Genomic DNA, 21505 nt, shown 5'->3' on the forward strand with positions numbered 1-21505 from the left:
ATAAAGGTTTTACCAAAATACATAGAAATATGAAAAACAAGTATTTCATATTCCAAATTGGTAAATAAGTTTAGTTATCGGTAAGATTTACTGCATTTTATGCCCTTTTAATTATAGTAACAATGCATCTACGCGGTGTGCGTGCACCATCTCATAACTGTGAGACCAGGTAAAAATGGTAAACCGCCCATCCTGCGACGCCACCAGCGCCACGGCATCCCGCTGGTCGAACACAAACTGGGCGGCCGATAGATGCCGCGTTCCGCCGGTTTGGGCCGGATGCACCACCGCAGCTTCGTTGCCGATGATGGGTTCGGTAATAATGACCTGTTCGACGCGCTCGCTGCTGGCCGAACGGCCAATTTTGGCCCCGAAAGCCAGCACTTCATACCGGTCGTTGAGGATGGTCGCGCCATCCACCGCCGTCAGCCCCGCAATGGCTTCGACGGCCAGACTGACGGCCCCGCGCCAACTACTCGCTTCGCCGGTTTCCTGTTGCACCAGGTCCGACAGGTGCGAAAAAACCGGCACTACCGGATACGACATCGGCTGAATAATGGATTCGCGCCAGGCCTGGCTGCTCGACGGAACAACCAGCAACAGACCGCCCCGGCCGTGCGCCCGCATGGATACCGCCAGCTGCACCAGAATATTCATGGATTCGTTCCAGAACGACGGCAGCGTGAACCCCAGCATGGACGTAAGCACAAACGGGCAATCGGGCGTATTGGCCGTGCCTTCATCCACAATTTTGATCTGATCGCCCTTCAGAATGGCGACGTTGACAAACTTGCCAAAGCCTTCCAGCCGCCGGTGTTTGACAACCAGCAACCCCGGTTCGATCACTTCCAGCACAAAACAGTTGCCGGGAATCTCCCGCGTGGTGCCCCAGATATACAGGCCATTCTCGTCGTACCAGACACCGAGGTGAATACCGGGTCGTTCGACGGCAGGTGCCAGTTTGGTCAGGGTGGTGGGCGTAAACTTCAAGCGGTGGCCAAACAGCAGCGGCTGCCCGGCCTGATCCGGTGGTAAAAGGGCCAGCGAAACGTTCGGTGAAACGCCCTCTTCGTGCCGGAGACTGGCCCAGAAGGCCGTGTCGATGACAGCCTCGATGATGGGCTCATGGGGCTGATGCCCGGTTTCAGAATCGCCGTTGAGCGTTGCCGTGGCAAAATGGTGTGCAAAATAAGATTCAATGGTTTGGGCCACCGCCCGGGCGGCCTGGTATGTCGCTGCAACCTGCATATTCGCGAAGAGCTTTCAATTTGTAAGAAAAAGGCGAGTCGCCCCGCTTTAAGTTCCATCCGGATGGACAGGTTTGCACTACAGAGCTTTCGGTGCACGGTTTTCAATGTATAGCAAAAACCGTAAACAACCAGCAAAGCATTGATTTACAGATCTATAATTATCAACCTGTCCACCAGATCCCTAAAACCGGATATCATAAACCGTAAACCGTTCCCCCTGTCCTGTAAACTAATTTTTCCTTGTTTTTAATGTCCAGTTTGTTATTTTTAGAGTTATACCTAAAAAAAAAGAGTACAAAAACTAGTGAACACAGATTCAGGAACGGCCAATGAATTGTTTGAACTGCTGACGAAGGCGACCCGGGATGCCGTTTGGAACTGGAATCTGGAAGCAAACACTGTCTGGTGGAACGAAGGGTATACGCATTTATTCGGACACCCTGCTCCACCGGAGAAAACCGGGCCGGAGTCCTGGTATGACTATCTGCATCCCGACGAAAAAGATCGGGTTTTAAACGGCATTCAGGGCGTCATCGATCAGGGCGGAGAAAACTGGTCGGACCAATACCGGTTTCGACGGGCCGACGGTTCCTATGCCACCGTATACGACCGGGGATACATTCTGCACCGCGACGGAAAAGCGGTTCTGATGATCGGTTCGATGCAGGATATCACCGAACGCGTGACCCTTCAGCGCGCCCGCGACGAGAGCGAAGAACGGTTGCGCATTGCCCTTCAATCCGCCCAGTTAGGCACCTGGGATTTTGATCCGCTCCAGAACATCGTCCATTGGGACGACCGCTGCCGGGCGCTTTTCGGCCTGACTACCCCCAGCTCCCTGACGTATGACCAGGTCATGGCTCGCATTCATCCCGACGATCGGGAGCGGGTCAACGAAGTCATGCAACGGGCGCTGAGTCCGGACACGGGCCGTAATTACGATGTGAGCTTTCGCACCATTGGTGCCGATGATGGCCAACTGCGCTGGGTCCGTTTTATGGGCCAGGCACATTTCCGTGAAAATGGGCAGGTATACCGGTTTTCCGGTGTCGCCCAGGATAACACCGCGGAGGTGCTGGCAAGCGAAAAAACCGCTTTGTCCGAACAACTGGCCCGCCTGGCGCTGGAAGGGTCAGGCGCGGGCTGGTTTTCGGTCAACCTGGAAACCAACGAAGTCATTTCCTCGCCCCTGGTTGCCCGGATTCTGACGGGGGAAAGCCGCCCCAACCTGACGCGTGAAGAGTTGCTCCGCCATTTACACCCGCAGGATCAGGGCATCCGCAACCGGGCTTATGAAGCGGCCCAGCACACCGGCATCCTGAGTTTCGAAGCCCGGTTTATCTGGACGAATCAGGAGGTTCACTGGATCAAGGTGCTGGCTCAATACCTGTACAATACCGCCGGAAAACCGGTTTCCTTTTCCGGCATTCTGATCGACATTACGCAGCAAAAAGAGCTTGACCAGGCGCTTAAAAACGCCGACGAGCGGTTTCGGAACATGATCGTCCAGGCCCCGGTGGCCATCGCTATTCTGAGTGGGGACAAACTGGTGGTCGAAACCGCCAACCAGGCCATGCTCGACCTGTGGGGAAAAGATAGCGTCCTTCTTGGCCAGCCCATCCTGGAAGCTCTGCCCGAAATCAAGGGCCAGGGTTTTTGGGAATTACTGAAACCCGTTTACGAAACCGGTGAGCCTTATTACGGCTTTGAAGTGCTGGTCCGTTTGCGCCGGAACGATCAGTTGGAAGACGCGTATTTCAACTTCGTGTACGCACCGGTGCGGGGCGACAGCGAACAGATTACGGACATCATGATTCTGGCAACCGAAGTAACTTCGCAGGTACAAGCCCAGATGGCCCTGAAAGGAAGCGAAGAGCGGTTTCGAAACCTGATCGAGGAAGCCCCGGCCGCCATGTCGCTCTTCACCGGTCCTGATATGGTGGTCGAACTGTCCAACGAGAAGATGCTGCAATTCTGGGGAAAAGGCGATACGGTCAAGGGAAAACCGCTGCGGGAAGCGGTGCCCGAACTGGTTGGGCAGCCTTTCCTGACCATTCTGGACGAAGTATACCGCACGGGAATCGAATATTCTTCGCAGGAGTCGGAAGCCGAGCTGGTGGTCGATGGCGTGCCGGGAACGTACTATTTCAACTTCACGTATAAACCGCTGCGGAACGCCGACGGGAACGTATACGCCATTCTGGATGTGGCCATCGATGTTACCGAACAGGTGCAAGCCCGCCGGAAAATCGAAGCGAGCGAACTGCGGTTTCGTTCGCTGATGGAGGCCATTTCGCCCATGACCTGGACCAATACGCCCGAAGGCGAGGTTACGTTTTACAACCAGCGGTGGTACGATTATACCGGACTCAATTTTGAACAGACCAAAGGGTGGGGCTGGCAGCAGATTGTCCACCCCGACGATTTAGCCCACACGCTGGACACGTTCCAGAAGGTCCTCCAATCCGGCGACATCTTTATGGTCGAAAACCGGTACCGGCGCGGCTCCGACGGCATGTATCGCTGGCACCTCAACCGGGCGCTCCCCGTTCGTGACGCAACGGGGGCCATCACGATCTGGGTTGGAACGGCCACGGACATTCACGAGCAAAAGCGGATTGCTGCTGATCTGGAAAGCCAGGTGCAGACCCGCACCCGGGAGTTGAACGAATCCAACCAGGATTTGCTGCGCTCGAACGAAAACCTGACCCGGTTTGCCTACGTAGCGTCCCACGACTTGCAGGAACCGTTGCGCAAAATTCAGTCGTTCGGCAGCCTGCTACAAAATCAATACGCTGAAACACTGGGTGAAAATGGCCTCGACCTCATTAGCCGGATGCAGGTAGCCGCCGGACGCATGTCGGAATTGATCCGGGATCTGCTGGCCTACTCCCGGATTTCGACCCGTCAGCAGGCAGCCAACGTCGTGGCCCTGAATGACATTGTAACGAAGGTCCTGGAAACGCTGGAACTGCAGATTACCCAGTCGGAGGCCACCATTCAGGCCGATCCGTTACCCACCGTAAAAGGGGACGCTTCGCAGTTGGGCCAGCTTTTCCAGAATTTGCTTTCGAACGCCATTAAGTTCCGCCGATCGGACACGCAGCCCCGGATTCAGATTGCTTACCAAAAGCTTCCGGCCAGCGAGCTTTCTCCCTCGGTTCGCACCAGCCGGCAGGCTTCTTTTTTCCACCAGATCAGTGTCATCGACAACGGCATCGGTTTTGACCAGAAGTATGCCGGGCGCATTTTCGAGGTTTTTCAGCGACTGCACGGCAAATCGGCGTATAGCGGCACGGGGGTAGGGCTCGCCATCTGCCAACGGGTTGCGGAGAATCACGGCGGTGCCATCACCGCCCACAGTCAGCCGGGACAAGGCAGTACGTTCAAAATCTACCTGCCGGTTTGATACGGTTTTGGGTTTACGGTACTCGGTTTACAGTTGGCTGCCGCCTGCATAGGCAGCCAACTGTAAACCGCATTATGACCTATTAATGAGAATGATACAGAGCTGCCGCATGAACGTTTGCCAGTCGGTATAATTCGTCGGTTTGGTCCAGCACCAGGAAACCTGCAGGCTTTGGCAGTGTGTTTCCCAACTGGGATCAATCTCGGAACTCATCCAGGCCACCGGCGTGGTTTTAAAAGGCCCTTTCGACCGGATCAACTCCGTCAGTTCCCGGCCATTCATCCGGGGCAGGTGGAAATCAATCAGAAACAGGTGAGGCACAACGTTCGAACGATCCAGGTAGGTAATCAGACTGGTACCGTCATTAAATGGATTGAGCTGGCAACTTCCGCCAATCTGCAACATGGCTTTCTGCATGATCCACAAATCATCCTCATCGTCGTCTACAACCAATATAAGTGGCTTCATAAGAATCTCATAAAGGGCCTGCATCCGTAAGCAGGTGCCATTTCTCACTTTACCAGGACGGTGAAAACTTTCCTTCTGTTAACCGGTTTTGGGGCCGTTTGTTCTGGATTTCAGGCGTTATTGCCTCGCTTTATTCGTAAATTCCTCCGCTAGAAGACGTTATTGAACCGAAACAGGGGCATCAACCCTATCGCAAGCGGGCCGCCGGGAGCGGCATCCCGGCGGTTTCCGGCCCCCTCTTAAAACAAAACCCGGCAGAGGCTGCCGGGAATGTCCCTATTCGTTTTTATGAATTCTGAATGTACAACCGATTCGGTTTCGCACTTTAACCAATCGATCAATGGGGCCAATTAATCGACCAATAACCCATTTTAATCGGTCATTAATCTGCCAGAACCGCCCGGGACTCCGGGTTATTTTTTATGGCTTCGTAACCAGGCTTCTACCCCATCGGCGGCATCAAACGCTACGCCTTTGAAGCGCTCGGGCGGAGTCGTATGCAGGGCCTGCTTAAGCCGGAGCACCTGGGGGTAAAAATCAACACCCTGATGCCCGAACTGGGCGTCGATAGTCCGGAGCAGCCGATCGATTCCGTAGGAGTCAAAACTCCAGCTTTGCAGGTTATTGCTGTTTTTTATATCGGCTTCAATGCTCGCAGACAACCAGTCTATGCTTTCGTTAAGCGGAGTTGTAAACCGGTCGGGATGCGGCACCGGATTGCCATCGAGGAAATAATAGACCTCCCGATACGTCCGCTGGTCTTTCAGCAGGGCCAGCAGTTCGTTTTCCCAGTCTGCATGGGCTTTGATTTTAGCGAGAGCCGCCTGACGGACCTCTTCGGTCTGAAACCGGTTGGTGTGTACCAGTAGGGGGAGAATCGGATCGTCCGGACGCTGGCTCGCCAGAAACGCCAGCGTTTCCTGGCGAAAGCGATCTTCCTGCGTCTGCCGGCTCGCCCTTTCGAGCTCGGCCTGCCGCGCCGAATCCCTAAGGTAGCCCAGGAGCAGGCCGCCCGTGTAGACCACGCTGACGATCAATCCGGCGAAAAAGGTGACGTTCCGTACCACCGGCGACAGACTACCCGGCCCCGGCGCACGAAGCGACAGAAAGCAGGCCACCAGCCATAACAGGGGGATCCACACCTGCCCCTGCCACAGCGCTAAGGTATGCAGAAACGACGGGTAGGTATTGTCGTCGTCGCTATTCCATTCCACCTTGAAAACCGCGCAGAAAAACGTGGCAGCCGCAATCCCCAGCCAGGCCAGCAAAACAGTTGCTGTGCGGATACCCGCATCGTTTGCAACCCAGCGAAAGCCCTCTTTTGTCAGGATGGTGATCGTCAGGGCGAAACTGCTGAAGGCAAAACCGGCCCCCAGAAAGGCCAGTCCGAGCCCGTATCCCATCGCATTGTCGCCCGCCATCGAGGGTTTGGATGACGTAAGCAGGAAAAGGCCAATACCGCATAAGGCGGTGATGGTAAAAAAGAAGTAGCCAGACATGATCGAACGGTTGTATATTCCCCAAAGATGGCATGGCGATACTGACGTACCAACCAGAACTGTCTACCTGACGCCAAACCGCCGATAACCAGTGGTTATTTGGCCATAAATCCCAGCTTTGTCACCGGTTTTTGAAGGGACGACCCCGCCGGTAGCGGATGCGTTTGGCGGCCCTGAAAAAGCCCTTCCTTTTCGTATAAAGCGGTTGCCAGACCAGAAATAAGCAGCAATGTGTATCTTTGGGATACCAAACTGGTGCCCAATCCTATCGCTCCATGAACCTATCTGTTGCCTTCCCCGGTTTTCTGTTGGATAAACCCGGATGGACAATGGATAGAACCAGGTATCTATCATCGAAAAAAAGGTTCGCTAAACCGGTAGTTAGTTGATGCTAAGCAACCCATCCCTTTTTCATGAAAATCCTTTTAGTTGAAGACGAAGAGCGGTTGGCCTCCTTTATCCGCAAAGGCCTGGTTGCCGAGGGCTACGACGTTGAGGTGGCCTACGACGGACAGATCGGCCTTTTGTTGTTTCACAAGACGGTTTACGACATCATCATCCTGGATGTCAACCTGCCCCATATGAACGGCATCGACGTATGCCGGTGGATCCGGTCGGAAAACGAAACCGTGCCCGTTCTGATGCTGACGGCCCTCGATAGCCTGGCCGACAAGTCGGATGGATTCAACGCCGGGGCCGATGATTACCTGGCCAAACCGTTTGATTTTCAGGAACTCCTGCTCCGCATCCGGGCGTTGACGCGCCGAAACAGCGCCAAACCGAAACAGATTCTACGGCTGGCCGATTTAGAGCTTAACCGGGATACCCAAACCGTGACCCGGGCCGGGAAACGCATCGACCTGACCACCCGCGAATACGCCCTGATGGAGTACCTGATGCTCAACAAAGGGAAAACCATTTCGCGGGTCGACATCAGCGAACGGGTCTGGAATCTGAATTTCGACAGCAACACCAACGTTATCGACGTCTATATCAGCTACTTGCGCAAAAAGATTGACAAAGGCTTTTCGCCCAAGCTGTTGCACACCATCGTGGGCATGGGGTATGTACTCCGGGAGGGCTAACTCGCTCCCTCGTTCCGAAAACCGCCTTCGTGCTCCCGTCAAAAACCGGCTTTCCTCCGACGAACTGTCATGCTGATCCGCAACCGCCTGACCATCATTTTTACCCTGCTGGCAACCGCTATTCAGGTCACGCTCTCCCTGCTGGTCTGGTATTTCTATTCGCTCTATCGGCAGGAAGAGTTTTATAGCCGTCTCGAAAGCAAAGCTCACATAACCGGACGGGTGCTGATTTCCCGGCGGCACCTGCACGATGACTTTTTTAAAAACATGGTACGCACCGACCTGCTGTCTATTGTTGAGGAACAGATCAGCATTTACGACAGCCGGCACAACCTGGTCTTTACCAACCGTCCGCTGAAAGAATCGAATTATTACCGGGAGAAAATACCGCAACTTTCGACCCGTTCGCTGCTCGAATTCAAAAACGGCCATCTGGAATCCATCGTGATTCCGTACGAAAACCGGGGGCAACGGTTTTACATTTTTGCTTCCGGCTACGACCGGATCGGTTTTGCCAAACTGGCCACCTTACAACAAATCCTGATTCTGGCGAACCTGCTGGGTTTCACGCTGATTGTGCTGGCGGGCTGGTATTTTTCCGGACGCGTCCTGAAACCCATTTCGCAGATTGTGGACGAGGTGGAGCAAATTACCGCCGTGGACCTGCACAAACGGGTGCACGAGGGGAACCGGCGCGATGAAATTGCCCAGCTTGCCATGACCTTTAACCAGATGCTGTTCCGGCTGGAAGACGCCTTTGTTTCCCAGCGCAGCTTTGTGGCCCACGCGTCCCACGAATTGCGGACCCCGCTCACCAACACCCTGGGTACGCTGGAAACGTCCCTGCGATACGACCAGAACCCGGCCGACTGGCGTGATAGCATGGAAGTAGCCGTGGAAGAACTAAAAAAAGTAATTGCCCTGACCAACAGCCTGTTGGGTCTGGCGAAAGTTACCGACGGAACTGTTGCCCTGACCGCCGTTCAGGTGGACGATTGCCTGCTGACCGCCATCGGGCAGGTCCAGATCCGGTATCCGGGCCGGAGCCTGCCCCTCCGGTTTATGACGAATGAGGACGATTCACTCACGGTAAAAGGCAACGCAACCCTGCTGACGACGGCGTTTCTGAACGTTCTCGATAATGCCTGTAAATATTCCGGCGAAGCGGTTTCGGTGGAACTCCAGACGCAGGAAGAACAGATTACCGTAACCGTAACCGACCAGGGACGCGGCATTACCGAAGACGATACGGCGCACATCCTTGATCCGTTATACCGCGGGAAGAACGTCGTGGGCGTGCCGGGCTACGGCATCGGTCTGGCCATTACGCAGAAAATCGTTGATCTGCACCAGGGCTCCCTCCAGATTACGTCCAAAATAGATCAGGGCACCTCCGTAACCATCCGTCTGCCCAGTCTTTCTTAGCGTACCTTTCCCGGGCTGCCGGCCGGATGGAGGCTTGACCAACCGGAAGGTGTCGAAAACAAGTACCAACAAGTTGGCTCATTAAAATAATAAATGGTATTTTTTTGTGATAATTTAATTTGCCTTTCTTCCGAAATCGCTAATTTCAGCGGCCTTTACGACGGCAAATCCCAAACAGAGCCCCGTTGGCCGGAAAGCGGTTTTAAACTTTTCTAATATCTTCTAATTTCCTTTTCATACTGTTTTAATATTCCGGGTCGTGCTTTGTGCCAAAGCAACACAGACACTAGCTATGCATCGCCGGAATTTCCCCTCGATTTTGCTTTACGGCTTTGGACTGGCACTGGCCCTTTCGCTGGTGTTCAATGGCTTTCTCCTGTATCAACAAAACCACCGAAGAAGCCTCTACGAATACGAGTTGTCTACCTCGGCCAACCTGCTGGAGCGTAACGATTTTCAGCAACAGCTTTCAGACTGTATGCGGGATAACCAACAGAAAGACAGCTTGATTCATCAACTGGAGCATCCGCCCAACCTACCTGCCGGAACAGGCCAGCCTCCGCTTTCCAATTAGCCACCACTAAACCGTAAACCGCCGGCCGAAAGCTCTCCTCTTAGTCGCAGGCCACCAACCAACCAGAACCAACTGGGCTTTCGCCCGAAACCGATTACCAATTGTCCGTTCAGATTTGCTAAAAAATAAAATCCAATGAAGAGAGTACTCACGTTCCTTAGTTTGTGTGCCTTGTTATACACGACGGGTTGTGCACACAAAGAGGAAGAAAAGGAAGAGGAAGCCAAATACCTGGTTACCAGCCCATTCAAAAACGACACAACCCTTACAAGTCAGTATGTGTGTCAGGTCCGGTCCATTCAGCACATCGAATTGAGAGCGCTGGAAAAGGGGTATTTACAGAAAATTTACGTGGACGAAGGCCAGGTGGTCAAACAGGGCCAGCTCATGTTCCAGATTCTGCCGATCCAGTACCAGGCCGAACTGCAAAAGGCCCAGGCCGAAGCCAATTTTGCGGAAGTTGAATACAGGAATACCAAGTCGCTGGCGGATAGCAACATCGTGTCAAAAGCCGAACTGGCCCTAGCGAAAGCGAAATTAGACAAGGCCAATGCGGAAGTCACCGTTGCCAAAGTCCACCTCGGTTTTACGGAAATCCGGGCTCCTTTCACCGGGATTATGGACCATTTCTACGTCCGGGAAGGGAGCCTGCTGAATGAAGGCGATTTGCTGACCACTCTGTCTGACAACAGCAAAATGTGGGTGTATTTCAACGTCCCGGAAGCGGAATACCTGAATTACAAAACCCACGCCCAGCAGGAAAATATGGACCATGTCAACCTGCTGATGGCCAATCAGCAGGTGTTTGATTATCCGGGCGTGGTGCAAACCATCGAAGCCGACTTCAACAACGAAACCGGTAACATCGCCTTCCGCGCGACCTTCCCGAATCCGAAGGGACTGCTCCGCCACGGCGAGACCGGCAATATCCAGATGACGTTACCGGTCAAAAATGCCCTGATCATTCCGCAAAAGGCCACCTTCGAAGTGCTGGAAAAGAAATACGTGTACGTGGTGGACAAAGACGACAAAATCCGGTCGCGGGAAGTCACCATTGCCGCGGAATTGCCGCACATTTTTGTCATTAAAAGCGGTCTGGGTCCGGATGACAAGATCCTGCTGGAAGGACTGCGTCAGGTCCGGGAAAACGAAAAGATTCATTACACATTCGTGAAGCCTGATTCGGTGATCTCCAATTTAAGTCTCTATGCCGAATAATCAGCGATTCTAAACCGCAGCAGACATGTTTAATCAATTTATACGCCGACCCGTATTCGCGATCGTGATATCGATCATGATCGTCTTTATCGGGATACTGGCGATCCGACAGTTACCGATTTCCCAATTCCCGGACATTGCGCCGACCACCGTTAACATTTTCATTGCCTATCCCGGCTCCAGTGCCGACGTCCTGGTCAAATCCACGCTCATTACGCTCGAGCAGGCCATCAACGGGGTTCAGGATATGCGCTACATTGCCACGGATGCCACCAGTGCCGGGGAAGCCACGCTCCGGATTATTTTTGAACCCGGAACGGACCCCAACGATGCGGTTATCCGGGTCAAGACGCGGGTGGACCAGGTAATGCCCCTACTCCCCGAACTGGTTCAGCGCGAAGGGGTTATCATTACGCCGATCCAGCCTTCGATGTTGATGTACGTCAATCTCTATTCCAAGGAAAAGAGCATGGACGAAAAATTCCTGTTCAACTACGCCACCGTGAAAATGATCCCCGAAATCCAGCGGACCCGGGGCGTAGCGAGGGCGCAGATTTTGGGTAGTCGGCGGTATGCGATGCGTGTCTGGCTCAACCCCGACCGGATGCGGGCCTATAACATCTCCACCGAAGAAGTCATGAAGGCCTTGGGGGAGCAAAGTATCATTGGCCGGCCCGGCCGGATTGGTCAAAGTTCCGGGATTGCTGCGCAGTCGCTGGAATACGTGCTTACCTACAAAGGCCGGTACGACAAACCGCAGGAGTACGAGGACATCATTATCCGGGCCAATGCACAGGGGGAAAGCATCCACCTGAAGGACATTGCGACGGTGGAACTGGGCAGTGAATTCTTTGATATTTATTCCAACCTGGATGGGCATCCTTCGGCCGCCATCGTGTTGCGGCAAAACTACGGCAGTAACGCCAGTGAGGTCATTGAAGAAGTAAAAAAGAAGCTCGAAGTCATGCGGGAGTCCTTTCCGCCGGGCATGGATTATCAGATCAGCTATGACGTTTCGAAGTTTCTGGACGCGTCGATCGAGCAGGTTATTGATACGTTGCGCGACGCCTTTATCCTGGTTGCGCTGGTGGTTTTCGTGTTCCTGGGCGACTGGCGTTCTACCCTGATTCCGATTCTGGCAGTGCCGGTATCGTTGATCGGGGCGTTTTTCGTGATTCAGGCGTTCGGGCTTTCCATCAACCTGATCACGCTCTTTGCCCTGGTGCTGGCCATCGGGATCGTGGTCGACGACGCCATTGTGGTGGTGGAAGCCGTGCACGCCAAGATGGAAGAACAGCCGCACCTTACGCCGTTTGGGGCGGTCCGGAAAGTGCTGGGCGAAATCAGTGGGGCCATCATTGCTATTACGGCCGTCATGGTATCGGTTTTTCTGCCCATTTCCTTTATGTCGGGTCCGGTGGGTACGTTTTACCGGCAGTTTTCGATTACGATGGCCAGTTCCATTGTGATTTCGGCCCTCATTGCCCTGACGCTGACACCCGTGCTGTGTGCCATGCTGTTGAAAAATCACCACGGCCATGCCCGGAAAAAGAACATCCTGGCGCGCGCCATCGACCGATTCAACCGGGGCTTTGATAAAATGACCGGATGGTACGTTGCCCTATTGAAACTGATCGTCAACCGGCGGGTCATTACGTTCGTTGTCCTGGCTGCTTTTTGCGTGGGAATCGCCTACGAGAACCAGATTCTACCGGCCGGTTTTATTCCGAACGAAGATCAGAGTACGATTTATGCCATTATTCAGACTCCTCCCGGTTCCACCCTGGAAAAAACCAACGAGGTCTCCCGGCGACTGCAGAAAATCTGCGAAGAAGTGCCGGGCATCGAGTCGGTTTCTTCCCTGGCCGGTTACGAGATCATGACGGAAGGCCGGGGTTCCAATGCCGGGACCTGTCTGATCAACCTGAAGCCCTGGTCGGAACGCGACCACAACGTGAAGGAAATCATGGAGGAACTGGAGGTTAAATCGAAAAACCTGGGGGCGACGGTCGAATTCTTCGAACCACCGGCCATCCCCGGTTTTGGTACGTCCGGCGGTTTTTCGATGCGTCTGCTGGATAAAACCACCGATACGGACTACCGCGAATTCGATAAAATCAACAAGGAATTCATGGATAATCTGGGCAAGCGGAAAGAGCTGACCGGTTTGTTCACCTTCTTTGCCGCCAACTATCCGCAGTACGAACTGGAGATCGATAACAAACTGGCCATGCAGAAAGGCGTGTCGATCGGCAAAGCGATGGATAACCTCAACATCATGATCGGTAGTACCTATGAACAGGGGTTTATCAAGTTTAACCAGTTTTTCAAGGTATACGTCCAGTCTGATCCCGCTTTCCGGCGGCTTCCTTCCGATCTGTTGAAGCTTTTTGTGAAAAACGATGCGGGCGAAATGGTCCCCTACTCATCCTTCATGAAGCTCAAAAAGGGCCAGGGGCCGAACGAGATTACCCGGTTTAACCTGTATAACTCAGCCGCTATTCAGGGCCTTCCGGCTAAGGGATACACCACGGCGGATGCCATTCAGGCCATCCGGGAAGTGGCCGCCAAAACCTTGCCCAAAGGCTACGACATCGCCTTTGAGGGCCTCTCCTACGACGAATCGATTCGGGGCAATGAATCGCTGTACGTGTTCCTGATTGTGGTGGCCTTTGTCTACCTGGTGCTGGCCGCCCAGTACGAGAGCTTCATCATTCCGCTGGCCGTGTTGTTCTCGCTGCCGGTCGGGATCTTTGGTTCGTTCCTGTTGCTGAAGCTGATGGGGCTGGAAAACAACATCTACGCCCAGATCGGCCTTATTATGCTCGTGGGTCTGTTGGGTAAAAACGCCGTGTTGATCGTGGAATTTGCGGTGCAGAAGCGGCAGCAGGGGGAAACCATTCTGAATGCCGCCATCGAAGGTGCCAAAGTCCGTTTCCGCCCGATCCTGATGACCTCCTTCGCCTTCGTGGCCGGTTTGATTCCCTTGATCATTGCCAAGGGGGCCGGTGCCATCGGAAACCGAACCATCGGCGCATCAGCGATGGGGGGTATGTTATTCGGAACCATTTTCGGGGTCATCATCATTCCGGGCCTGTACTACATCTTTGGCCATCTGGCCGATGGCCGGAAGATGATCAGAGGGGAAGAAGAAGATCCGTTATCCGAACAGTTTGTCCATACCCTGGACGCATTTCCGCAACCTGAAGAAAGTGAAGTCAATGAGAAATAAAAGCATCCTGAAGGGGTTAGGTGTGGTGCTGGCCATTACCCTGCTCAATGCGGCCTGTACGGTCCCCCGTCTGGTTACGAAAACGGAAAACAAAGCCGTGCCGGCGAGTTATAGCGGCTCGCAGGATACGACCAATTCCGCCCGGACCAAGTGGAGGGACTATTTTACCGACCCCAACCTGGCGGCCCTGATCGACTCGGCCCTGTACAACAACCAGGAGTTAAACATCACGCTCCAGGAAATTCAGATTTCCAATAACGAAATCCTGGCCCGCAAAGGGGAGTATCTGCCGTTCGTCACCGTGGGTGGTGGATCGGGGGCCGAAAAGGTTTCCCGCTATACGAGCCAGGGAGCCGCCGATGCCGTAACCGATATAAAACCGGGGAAAGAGACCCCGGATATTTTACCGAATACCTACGTCGGTGCCTTTGCGAGTTGGGAAGTCGATATCTGGCACAAACTGCGGAACGCGAAAAAAGCCGCCGTTCTCAACTATATGGCTTCCATGGAAGGCCGGAATTTTCAGGTGACGAACCTGGTGGCCGAAATCGCCAATTCGTACTATGAGCTGCTGGCGCTGGACAATCAACTGGATATTATCCGGCGCAACCTCGACATCCTGAACAATGCACTTTCGATCATCAGGCAGGAAAAAGAAGCCGCGAAGGTCACCGAACTGGCCGTCCGTCGCTTTGAAGCGGAAGTCTACAAAACGCAGAATCTTCAGTACGACATTCAGCAACGGATTGTCGAAACCGAAAACCGGATCAATTTTCTGGTAGGGCGGTTTCCGCAGCATGTGCAACGGAATGCACAGAGTTTCGCGGACCTGGTTCCCGCCAAAATCAGTGCCGGAACCCCGGCCCAATTGCTGGAAAACCGCCCGGATATCCGGCAGGCGGAACGCCAGCTGGAAGCGGCCAAGATCGATGTCAGTGTGGCCCGGGCCAACTTCTACCCGTCGCTGCACCTGTCGGCCTCGGTGGGGCTGATGGCCTTCAATCCGATCTATCTGTTCAATACGCCCGAGTCCCTGATTGCGTCGCTGATTGGCGATCTGGTCGGCCCGGTCGTCAACAAGAATGCCATTACGGCGATGTACCGAAATGCGAATGCGAAGCAAATTCAGGCCGTTTACAATTACGAGCGGACGGTTTTGAATGCCTATATCGAGGTGGTGAATCAGGTGTCCAATATGAATAACCTGGAGAAAAGTTACAGCACGAAAAACAACCAGGTGCAGGCGCTGACGCAGTCCACCAACATTTCGCTCAAGTTATTCACCTCCGCCCGGGCCGACTACATGGAGGTGTTGCTGACCCAGCGGGATGTGCTCGAATCCCGCATGGAACTGATCGAAACCCGTATGCGGCAAATGAACGCGCTGGTCAACACCTACCGGGCGTTGGGGGGCGGCTGGAATTAAGCCCGACCTCGGCGATGATAAAAACCGTGCTAACCAAATGATGATTTAGTAACCCGAAGAGGGGCACCCTGTGTGCCCTTTTTCGGGTTAAACGTCTTCGTCTCTCAGGGTTTCCCGTAATACTGCTCCCAGAAAGCAAGTTGCTCCCGGTTGGGCAGCGGGCGGTTTGCGATCGTTTTATCGATGCCCTGCACAAGTTCGGTATCACTTCGATAGGCAAGCCAGCTGGGCAGATTCTTCCCGTTCGGATTGCCGGTTTTGGCAAAATTCACCCAGTACGACGACATGACCTCCGCGATTTTCCGGTCCACGGCTTCCCAGGGCCGATCCACGGTATGCAGGTTGTTGTACGCATACGGTACCTCGCCGGTATGAAACGCCCCGAACCGGGTCTGTGGGTTGTGCGCCGGGACGTTGCGGGTAAAGTTGTACAGAAAAACCGGTGATTGCCCCGTCTGATGCTGCATTTTGGCCCAGGTGTATACCTGAACGCCGAACACTTCATCCCGGTTGCTGTATCCCTGCGAAAGGGCCGCTTCCTCCTCCGTCCGGGCCGGATACACGGCCAAATACGCGTCGGCCCGTTCGCCAAACCGCCTGATAGCCTGTTCTTTAAAAACCGCAGCCTTGACCGGAGCGCCCATCACTTTGTCGTCGCCGTTCCAACCCATGAGCAGGGGCACGTCGTTTTGCCGACCCTTCGCGTAGATTTCGTAAATGCCTTCGGGCAACAGATACCCGTCGACAATGGGCGCACTCAGCCCCCCGTTGGCCGCCTGGATCTCTTCCGCCGATCGGGTCCGCAACTCACCCAGCGAATGGGCACCAAGTTTTTTACTAAACTCGATCCCCTGCTGTTCGGCGTCCTGCAACGTCAGCCGGGGCCGCAGCGGGCTGGTCAGAAAACTGCCTCCACTTTCCGCAATGGCCCGGTGAAACAACCCTTTCGCCAGCGGAGAAGCCGTCAGAAAGTTGACCGCAAACGCCCCCGCCGACTGTCCGGCAATGGTCACATTCCCCGGATCGCCCCCGAAAGCCGCGATGTTTTTCTGTACCCATTGCAGGGCCGCGATCATGTCCAGCAGTGCGTAATTGCCCGAAGCGTGGTACCCCGATTCCTGCGTCAGCTCGGGATGCGCCAGAAAACCAAACACGCCCACCCGGTAATTGATGTTGACCAGCACGACGCCTTTTTTCGCCATCGCTTCGCCGTCGTAAATCGGACAGGCTGCGCCCCCGCTCCGAAAACCGCCCCCGTAGATGTACACCAGAACCGGCCGTTTTTCGGTGGCGGATTTGGCCCCTGTCCAGACGTTCAGGTACAGGCAGTCTTCACTGATGGGCTCGGCGGGAATCAGGAACTCCGACGACCAGTACAGAAACGGCGCGGGTTTAGCCTGCATCGGGCTGGGGCCGAATGCCACGCACTTTTTGACATCCGACCAGTTGGCCACAGGCTGGGGCGCTTTCCAGCGCAGGTTGCCGACGGGCGGAGCCGCAAACGGAATGCCCTTGAAAATCCGGATATCGCCGGTTTTGTTCGTCGTTCCTTCGATACGGCCGTTGCTAATTTGCAGGATAGGCCCCTGCCCGACCGCAACGCCGGTACTGAAAAGGGTCAGCAAAAAGACAAGTACTTGTTTCACCGGAAGTTGGAATTATGAGATCGAAAATAGTCCGATGCGGCACAACTGTTGGTTTTTACCGAAAAAGCTGCGGCACGAATTCGTTCAGATACTGCCGCCAGTTGATCCAGGTGTGGCCACCCCCGGTTTCCTTATACTGGTACTTGATCTGGTGTTTATCGAGCATCGCCATCGTTTTTTTGTTGGCATCCATCACAAAATCATCTGTGCCAATTCCGATCCAGAACAGCTTCTTGTTTTTGTTAAAACCAGGGTCGTTCAGCGCACTGGCGTACTTCGTTTCGGCTTCGTCGATCGATGGCCCAAAAAAACCGGAACTGAATACACCCACGTAATTGAACAGGTCCGGCCGGCTCAGCGTCAGGTCCAGCGTTTGAAAACCGCCCATCGACAAACCGGCAATGGCCCGGTTTTCGCGGTTCGTCAGCGTGCGGTAGTTTTTCTCGACGTACGGCATGATTTCCTTCAGCAATTCATCGGCAAACAACGCCCGCATCCGCGTCATGGCCTGAGCCTGATTGGGCGCTCCCGAAGCCGAGGACGGTGGAGGTGGCATGCTCCCGTTGGGCATCACCACAATCATCGGTTTCGCCTGCCCGGCGGCCAGCAGATTGTCCAGAATAAAACCGGCCCGGCCCACCGTCGGCCAGCCCGAATCGTCGTCACCACCGCCGTGCAGGAGGTAAAAAACCGGGTATTTCGTACTGCCCTTTTCGTAACCGGGGGGCGTGTAGACGTGCATCCGGCGCATCATCCCCAGCGTACGGGACGAGTACCAAACCTGCCGCAGTTCGCCGTGCGGAACCGGACGGTTATCCTGAAAAGCGGTTTCGGCCCCCGGCACCGCCATGACGTTCTCCAGGCTGTTGATGCCCTGTTTGATCACCGGATTTTTGGGGTCCATCGTCCGGACGCCATCCACCAGCAGGGTGTAGGTATAATAATCGGGTCGGAGCGGCCCGACCGTCACCGACCACACGCCGTTGGCATCTTTGGTCAGCGCCAGCGGTTTTGCCCCCATCAGAAAATCGCCCGACACGATTACTTCGCTGGCTTTCGGCGCGTAAATCTGAACCACAACCCGGTTACCGGCCAGCACGTTAGGCGATTTCAGGGTATCATTCGGCGTAGGTTGCCGCGGGGGCGTCTGAGCCATCGTCTGAAAACTCAGGAACAAAACCGCAAGAAGCAGTCGGGCGGGGGTGGACATCCATTGCATCGTGTTTCCGGGAAAAGTTTGGCGCGACCGTAGCGCCTTCTATCAAAAATAGGAAATCTTCCGTACGGTCCCCCATCCCGTGTGACTTTTTGAAATATTTCAGGATGAAGTAGTACGTTTCGGCCAACCTCCCAGCCGCCCGCCAGTTACCGGTTTTTCTTCGCTGCTTATCGATTCGATTCCGCCCGTTATCGCTTCCGGCTGGACAGGCCGGTTTCGCCCGCGCTACTTTTGAGCCATAATAACAAATACACGAACATGAAAATTATCTTCTTCAGCCTGTTGCTTATCGGTATGATGTACGCCCACTCCGCTACGGCCGACTGTCCGCCCGCGCTCATCGACGGAAAACTCCACGGCATTCTGCCGGTCGTTAACCAGAAAGTAGCGTATTCAGAAGTGGTTGACTGCGGCAGTGTTTCGCAGCTGGACTTGTTCCGGCGCGCCCGGTTGTGGGCCGCCCAGTCGCTCCGCCCGACGGGCGAAACCTTTCCCATCAGCGACAAGGAAACCGGCGATCTGGCCGGTAAAGCCACGCAGGTGGTCACGTTGCCGCGTTCGGAAACTTCTGCGGGCGGTTTTTTTTCGTTCCGTTATACCTTCGTTATCGAATGCGCCAACCGGAAATACCGGGCCATGATCACGCACGTGGAATTACTGGACGGCGGGCTGGAAACCAGGGCGCTGCCGGTCGAAACGTATTGCCAGAAAAATGACAAAGACCTGCGCGCGGCTTACGCCGAACTCGACAAGCAGCTCAAAGCCGTACTGGCGTCGTTGCAGGATGAGGTGAAGAATTACAAAGCGTTTTAACCGATGAATCGCACGGTCGCGTATCTGCTGGGCCCCGAACTGGTCTGGCTCCTGACGCTCGCCCTGGCCGCTTTTCTGGCGTCGCGCAACCAGCCCACCACTGAAGCCGGCAATGAGCTGTTGCTAACGCTGGGCTGGCTGTTACCCACCGTGGCGGTTTTGCTGTCGTTTGTGCCGCTGTTCTGGGCACCAGGTAGTCCGTGGTGGTGGCTGCTCCGAATCGGGATCGTCGGTTCTCTGGCCGTATTTCCACTAACCAGCATCATTTGCGGGGCCATTGATTACCATGACAGCCGCAACTCCGGCGTCGGCAGCGCCATTATACTTTACATCATCCTGGGGTATCTGCTGCTGTTCGGCGGTGCTCTCATTGCGGTTTTCTTTTTCCTGACGAAGTGGCCTTTTCTGCCCGTTCTGAAATGGAGCCTGATTATTCTGGGCGGGCTGGCGTCCCTCCTGGGTCTCATTTTCTGGATTGCTTCGTTCGGAAAAAGCACCCCCTCCTGAAGCCGGGAACGGGAACTGGCCGGCAACTTATCCCCGCTCCATACAGAAATAAAAAACTCCCGATCAGGCTTGCTCATCGGGAGTTTGGGCACGAAAAGGACTGATTTTGTATTTTAAAGGCGGTTTTCTACCGCTAAATTTCTGGCGAGATTACACCAGTCGGTTGTTTCCATCGGGAAACACAACCACCGGCTGATGCGCTTTAGCGTCAGCCGTCGTCATCATGCCATAGGCAATAATGATAATGATATCGCCCACCTGCGCCCGTCGAGCGGCCGCGCCGTTCAGGCAGATAATGCCCGAGCCGCGTTCGCCCTTGATGACGTAGGTAATCAGGCGCTCCCCGTTGTTGTTATTGACAATGTGAACCTGCTCGTTGGCAAGCATTCCGGCAGCATCCATCAGGTCTTCGTCGATGGTGATGCTGCCGACATAATTCAGTTCGGCCTGCGTCACCCGGACCCGGTGAATTTTAGATTTCATTACGGTAAGAAACATGGTTGAACAGTTAAAATGGATAAGATGTTATTTTGAGGCTACTCTACTAATTCAGAATTTTTCCTGAGGATAATGAGCCGGCTGAAGTGTGGAACTAGCAAAACTAAAAACCGCCGGCCAGGAGTTTTATTTAGAAATTTAGCAATTTAAATAAATAAGCAACACTACTCTCCTTCGGCTGATGTTTACGCAATCAGCTTAGCCCATTAACCTATTTTAATGTTATTTTAATATCAAAGATAACTATTTTACTCAAATAGTACTTAACGCGTTAGCCTGATTAATAAAATTTTTTACCCGCCATTTCCCTGAGCTTACAAAGCGAACCAATAGCTTCAGCGTAGCCATATTGAACAATACTTTTAAACGCACTTCTTGGCTTCATATAGTCGGCTATATCCTGTTTCCACTCGCTGAAATTGGTCGCGTTCAATTGCTCAACAATGATCGATATATTATGACAGGTTGCCACGGTTGTGTGCCAGATGCCGTTCGGAATATAAATGGTTTCCCCGGCTTTCAGGACCACGCTATGCGGGGTGGCCTCCCGGTATTTCGGGTATTTTTCGTAATCCGGTTTCAGGTAATTGATCGGCGAGCGCGTACCCCGGTTTTCAGGGTACAGCAGATCTTCCTGCTCCCGCGGATAGGCAATGAATTTCTTCTCGCCGTATAACTGCGTCACCCAGGCGTTGGTATGAAACAAGTCCTTGTGTAGCACATACTGATTCCCAACTCCCCCAATGTACAATTGCATATCATTCCCGAACCGACCTTGTGGTATCAAGCGGCTTCGGAACCAGTTGGGATACGCATAATTCATGTGAATCGGGTCGAGCATCGCCAGAAATTCAGGCAGTTGCGAACGTAGTTCGAAGGCCATTGGATACGGTGCCGGGTTTTCAGCGGTGCTTTTTTCGGTGATATCCAGCACTTCGTTCATCGTATATACCTTGTCTTTATGCGTCGTTTTGTAGTCGCCAAAATGCTCCCGGAAGAAATCCGGATCGAAGGCCCGCTTGCTTTTCCAGCTAGCCGACGCATTTTTAAAAACTACCGGTTTGCCCGGTTTAACGTAGTTTTCGATAAACTGATCGTAGCTGATCGCTCCGACCTTTTCGATCTGCGGTTCGACTTTTTCTAACGACTGCATACGCTAAAAGAGTTGGGTAGGAAATGGATTGGGGCAAAGGGGCGCATGAGCGTCCCCCGGCCCCATTCTAGTATAGAAACAGC

Annotated in this window: 16 protein-coding genes; 9 read left to right on the forward strand and 7 right to left on the reverse strand. The window is 54.0% G+C overall.

Annotated elements, in window-relative coordinates; translation table 11 throughout:
* Positions 1–111: 111 nt before the first annotated feature.
* Positions 112–1248 (reverse strand): putative sensor domain DACNV-containing protein, encoded by a 1137-nt coding sequence (locus ACFPMF_RS24520; protein WP_379850100.1) that lies wholly within the window; start codon positions 1246–1248, stop codon positions 112–114.
* Positions 1249–1554: 306 nt separating this feature from the next.
* On the opposite strand from ACFPMF_RS24520, the gene ACFPMF_RS24525 reads away from it, so the two are divergent.
* The gene (locus ACFPMF_RS24525) at positions 1555–4659 is read left to right on the forward strand and encodes a PAS domain-containing sensor histidine kinase (protein ID WP_379850102.1); all 3105 of its coding nucleotides are present in this window, start codon (positions 1555–1557) and stop codon (positions 4657–4659) included.
* A gap of 72 nt (positions 4660–4731) precedes the next feature.
* On the opposite strand, the gene ACFPMF_RS24530 is transcribed toward ACFPMF_RS24525, so the two are convergent.
* Complete coding sequence (locus tag ACFPMF_RS24530; protein ID WP_379850104.1) at positions 4732–5127, reverse strand: response regulator; 396 nt, start codon at positions 5125–5127, stop codon at positions 4732–4734.
* A gap of 413 nt (positions 5128–5540) precedes the next feature.
* Entirely contained in the window at positions 5541–6626 is a 1086-nt protein-coding gene (locus tag ACFPMF_RS24535) for a hypothetical protein (RefSeq protein WP_379850106.1), read from the reverse strand.
* A gap of 413 nt (positions 6627–7039) precedes the next feature.
* On the opposite strand from ACFPMF_RS24535, the gene ACFPMF_RS24540 reads away from it, so the two are divergent.
* From ACFPMF_RS24540 to ACFPMF_RS24565, 6 genes are all read left to right on the forward strand, one after another.
* Positions 7040–7711 (forward strand): response regulator, encoded by a 672-nt coding sequence (locus tag ACFPMF_RS24540; RefSeq protein ID WP_379850108.1) that lies wholly within the window; start codon positions 7040–7042, stop codon positions 7709–7711.
* A 69-nt stretch (positions 7712–7780) separates the two neighbouring features.
* Positions 7781–9136: a sensor histidine kinase gene (locus ACFPMF_RS24545; protein WP_379850110.1), complete on the forward strand. Its 1356-nt coding sequence runs from the start codon at positions 7781–7783 to the stop codon at positions 9134–9136.
* A gap of 292 nt (positions 9137–9428) precedes the next feature.
* Positions 9429–9710 carry a hypothetical protein gene (locus ACFPMF_RS24550; protein WP_379850112.1) on the forward strand — a complete coding sequence of 94 codons (282 nt, stop codon included), beginning with the start codon at positions 9429–9431 and terminating at the stop codon, positions 9708–9710.
* 135 nt (positions 9711–9845) lie between these two features.
* Entirely contained in the window at positions 9846–10928 is a 1083-nt protein-coding gene (locus ACFPMF_RS24555; protein ID WP_379850114.1) for an efflux RND transporter periplasmic adaptor subunit, read from the forward strand.
* Positions 10929–10953: 25 nt separating this feature from the next.
* On the forward strand, positions 10954–14160 hold the full coding sequence (locus ACFPMF_RS24560) for an efflux RND transporter permease subunit (protein WP_379850116.1): 3207 nt from the start codon (positions 10954–10956) through the stop codon (positions 14158–14160).
* Positions 14150–15586 carry a TolC family protein gene (locus tag ACFPMF_RS24565; protein ID WP_379850118.1) on the forward strand — a complete coding sequence of 479 codons (1437 nt, stop codon included), beginning with the start codon at positions 14150–14152 and terminating at the stop codon, positions 15584–15586. The genes ACFPMF_RS24560 and ACFPMF_RS24565 overlap by 11 nt, the downstream gene beginning before the upstream one ends.
* A gap of 104 nt (positions 15587–15690) precedes the next feature.
* On the opposite strand, the gene ACFPMF_RS24570 is transcribed toward ACFPMF_RS24565, so the two are convergent.
* Positions 15691–17232, reverse strand: a complete 1542-nt coding sequence (locus tag ACFPMF_RS24570) for a carboxylesterase/lipase family protein (RefSeq protein WP_379850120.1) — start codon at positions 17230–17232, stop codon at positions 15691–15693.
* A gap of 55 nt (positions 17233–17287) precedes the next feature.
* Positions 17288–18451 (reverse strand): esterase, encoded by a 1164-nt coding sequence (locus ACFPMF_RS24575; protein ID WP_379850122.1) that lies wholly within the window; start codon positions 18449–18451, stop codon positions 17288–17290.
* Between the two features lie 258 nt (positions 18452–18709).
* Between ACFPMF_RS24575 and ACFPMF_RS24580 the strand changes: the two genes are divergently transcribed.
* Both ACFPMF_RS24580 and ACFPMF_RS24585 read left to right on the forward strand, forming a co-directional pair.
* Positions 18710–19264: a DUF4468 domain-containing protein gene (locus ACFPMF_RS24580; protein ID WP_379850124.1), complete on the forward strand. Its 555-nt coding sequence runs from the start codon at positions 18710–18712 to the stop codon at positions 19262–19264.
* A gap of 3 nt (positions 19265–19267) precedes the next feature.
* On the forward strand, positions 19268–19771 hold the full coding sequence (locus ACFPMF_RS24585; protein ID WP_379850126.1) for a hypothetical protein: 504 nt from the start codon (positions 19268–19270) through the stop codon (positions 19769–19771).
* A gap of 150 nt (positions 19772–19921) precedes the next feature.
* On the opposite strand, the gene panD is transcribed toward ACFPMF_RS24585, so the two are convergent.
* Positions 19922–20269, reverse strand: a complete 348-nt coding sequence (panD, locus tag ACFPMF_RS24590; protein ID WP_379850128.1) for an aspartate 1-decarboxylase — start codon at positions 20267–20269, stop codon at positions 19922–19924.
* A 280-nt stretch (positions 20270–20549) separates the two neighbouring features.
* Entirely contained in the window at positions 20550–21422 is an 873-nt protein-coding gene (locus ACFPMF_RS24595; protein WP_379850130.1) for a cupin-like domain-containing protein, read from the reverse strand.
* Positions 21423–21505 lie beyond the last annotated feature (83 nt).

The organism is Larkinella bovis (assembly GCF_042655385.1).
Lineage (GTDB): Bacteria > Bacteroidota > Bacteroidia > Cytophagales > Spirosomataceae > Larkinella > Larkinella bovis.